The 3,134-nt window shown below is 44.6% G+C and carries 2 protein-coding genes; one reads left to right on the forward strand and one right to left on the reverse strand.

Annotated features, from left to right (window positions below; all coding sequences use genetic code 11):
* Positions 1-2,059, forward strand: a 2,059-nt coding sequence (locus VN105_RS14785; protein WP_325642193.1) for a hypothetical protein, incomplete at its 5' end; no start/stop codon positions are given.
* A 108-nt stretch (positions 2,060-2,167) separates the two neighbouring features.
* Here the strand turns inward: VN105_RS14785 and VN105_RS14790 are convergent.
* The gene (locus tag VN105_RS14790) at positions 2,168-2,989 is read right to left on the reverse strand and encodes a phytanoyl-CoA dioxygenase family protein (RefSeq protein ID WP_325642195.1); all 822 of its coding nucleotides are present in this window, start codon (positions 2,987-2,989) and stop codon (positions 2,168-2,170) included.
* Positions 2,990-3,134 lie beyond the last annotated feature (145 nt).

Here is a 3,134-nt window from a genome sequence, read left to right on the forward strand (position 1 = left end):
CTTTCCAAAATGGAATTTTACAGGCCTATCAGTTTGGAAAGGAGGAATTATTGATAACGGCGGGATGGTTTGGTGTAAATACCTGAAGCAAATTAACGATACCTACGGCGTTCATACTGGCGGAGTAACATTCTGGAATGCTGATTCGGGAGATGCGTTAAGGATATCGGCCCAACCGGGAAGCGCAAATGAAATGGCTTCAAAATATTCTCATAGCAAAAATGGCGAGTTCACTTTTACACAATTATTAACCGCTTCCAAATTACAGCAACGCCATCACCTGAGCCGCTTCGTATCACAAAAGTACGATGTATTTGCTCCCTTCCAGGTAAAAAAGGGACGCGTAAAGTTAAGCCTGGCACTGCAATACATTGATTACAATAAGGAATACGCAAGAGGAACGCTTCCCGGTATTGACGCAACAGCAGTACGCGAGCTTTTAAATACAACCGGGCGGTATGGCGTGGTAGACAACAATATAGTAGGCGCAAATGGCTGGCTCACCAACTGGAAATGCCTGCATGAGCCGTTTTTTGCCCAGATCGGGCTGGCATTGAATGATCCCTGCTATACAAAAAACCTGGCGGCAACACTGGACCAGGAGAGAGATCAGGCGATGCTAAACGATGGTCGTGTTCTATCACGCTGGCATAATGTACCGGGCGATGAAATTCCCGGCACATATAATCCGCAAACGGGCTATTATGAAGCCATGTGGGGATATACCATTGACTCACAAACAGGCTATGTGATCAACACCAGTGAGCTGTTTGATCTGAACGGCGATCTGCAATGGCTGCGTGCACATCAGGCAAGCTGTGAAAAGGCGCTGGACTGGCTGATAAAACGGGATTCCAACAACAACGGGATCTATGAAATGATGAATAACGGCGTAGCGGAAAAAAAGGCAAGCGACTGGTTAGACATTGTTTGGGCAAGCTTTGAAAACGCTTTTGTAAATGCGCAATTATACGAAGCATTAACACTGTGGGCCAAATGTGAAACGGTTCTAGGCAATCATAAAATGGCTGGTCATTATTCAGCGATAGCCGCCCGTCTTAAAAGCGCATTTAATAAGCCGGTTGATGAAGGCGGCTTCTGGTCGCCGGCCAAACAGCAGTATGTATACTGGCGGGATAAAGACAATACCATTCATGGCGATAACCTGGTTACTCCTGTAAATTTTGCCGCCATTGCCTTTGGATTGTGTGACGACAAGGAACGCATAAAACTCATTCTTGATCAAATAGAACAAAGAACAACAGCAGAACACCTGTTTCACTGGCCGCTTTGCTTCGATTCGTTTAAAAGAGAAGAAGTAAGCGATGGCAACTGGCCTTTCCCTAAATATGAAAACGGGGATATATTCCCTACATGGGGATATCTTGGTGTTAACGCTTATGTGAAATATGATAAGCACATTGCGCTCAAATTCATTAATCATCTCCTTGATCAGTATAAAAAAGACGGGCTTTCCTCTCAGCGCTACAGCAGAACAACCCAGCTTGGAATGGGGGATGATATCCTGGCAGGCATCTGTACCAGCATTACAGCGCTATACAAGGATATTTACGGCCTTCGCCCAAAATGGAACAGGATGGGGCTGGAACCCAATATGCCTGAAACACTGAACGGAACAAAGTTTTCATATACGCACAGGGATACCGTTTATCATCTTGAATTGAGCGTTAATGATTATGTAATGAGCACCAATAGCTTTTCTGTAAAAAGTAACGAATCTTTTGGTGCAGATAAAAGCGGGAACATGCTTAAGTTCTACCCCGGCAATAAAGATACTGCGCAACTCCTGGTTCGTGCAGATCCGGGCAATCGCATTGACATGAAAATTACTTCCCCGAAGAATGACGTATTTGCATGGACCATTTCATCACGCGGCAACTATCAATTCACCATTAATGGATTGCAGCCAGGCTTAAAATACGAAGTGGTAACAAACAACAATATTACCCGGCTTCAGGCTAATAACAATGGCAGCATTTCCCTGAATAAACATTGTAGTACGCCTGTTAACTTTTCAATCAGGGAAACATCTCATTAAGCTCCCTTCTTCAATCGAACATAAACATATAAAACCGGGGCTCTGAGAGAACCCCGGTTTTGTACGTTTATAGGATGTATTTTAGATCAGGATTACCCGATGGCTTTATTAAATCCCCGCTGTATAAATCAGCGGGTTCTGTGCATCATCATTCAGCAGGTCTCCGACTTTCAACCTCGCTACCTGCGCATCACTTAATATATTTTTTATGCCGTTAAACCTCGCACCATCAGGCATATAAGCGCAGGTCATCGCCCTGCGGAAGCCATTGGTCATATTGGCGCCGGCGCCGTGTATTGTTAACCCATTATGAAAAGAACAACTACCCGCCTTCATGGGTGCAGCAACAGACCTCTTAGTTACAAGCTGCGGATAAACCTGGAATATTGCATCCATATTTTTCCCGATGCCCTGGTTTTCAAAACCGGTTTCATGATAAGATCCGGGAATAAAATACAGGCAACCGTTTTCATGTGTAGCGTCGTCTAAAGCCACCCATATTGATAGCGCCCGCTTATCGGTGAACGACCAGAAAGGCGTATCGAGGTGCCATGAGGTAGGATTGGCCCAGGGACGTTTTATAAGCACCTGGTCATGCCATATCCGGGTACCCTCCCATCCTGCTAATTCTGCGGCCATTTTGCCCAATCTCTCGTCAAACATAATCTGCCTTGCCGCATCGTTTGTTTGCCAAATATTAATCATCTGGTCAAACACCTTTCCAAAATATTCACTTTCCTTATTGATCCCGTCGTCTTCGCCCATTTTTTTATCACTACCGGGCATTTTCCGGCCATCTCTCTGTTCAACAGCCTCCGTAATAACCTGTCGCCAATGGGAAAGTTCTTCCTGGTTAAGAAAGTCTTCAATTAATAAAAATCCATCTTCCCGATAAGATTGAATCTGCTTTTGCGTGAGTAACGTGTTCATATATCTGCAACTTTTTTTGAAAAATATCAGGCGTACCAGGCAAATACCTGTAAGCCCCCAGTAGTATTATTTTGCCTGTATTAACTTCACCGGGCCTAACAAACCAGCGTCATATTTATTAAAATCGGGCACACCTACCCAGCCC

This window comes from Chitinophaga sp., from assembly GCF_035564935.1.
Classification (GTDB): domain Bacteria; phylum Bacteroidota; class Bacteroidia; order Chitinophagales; family Chitinophagaceae; genus Chitinophaga.

Excerpts from the sequence above, each read along its gene's own strand:
- VN105_RS14790 (WP_325642195.1), bottom strand. The coding sequence starts at position 2,989 with ATGAACACGTTACTCACGCAAAAGCAGATTCAATCTTATCGGGAAGAT.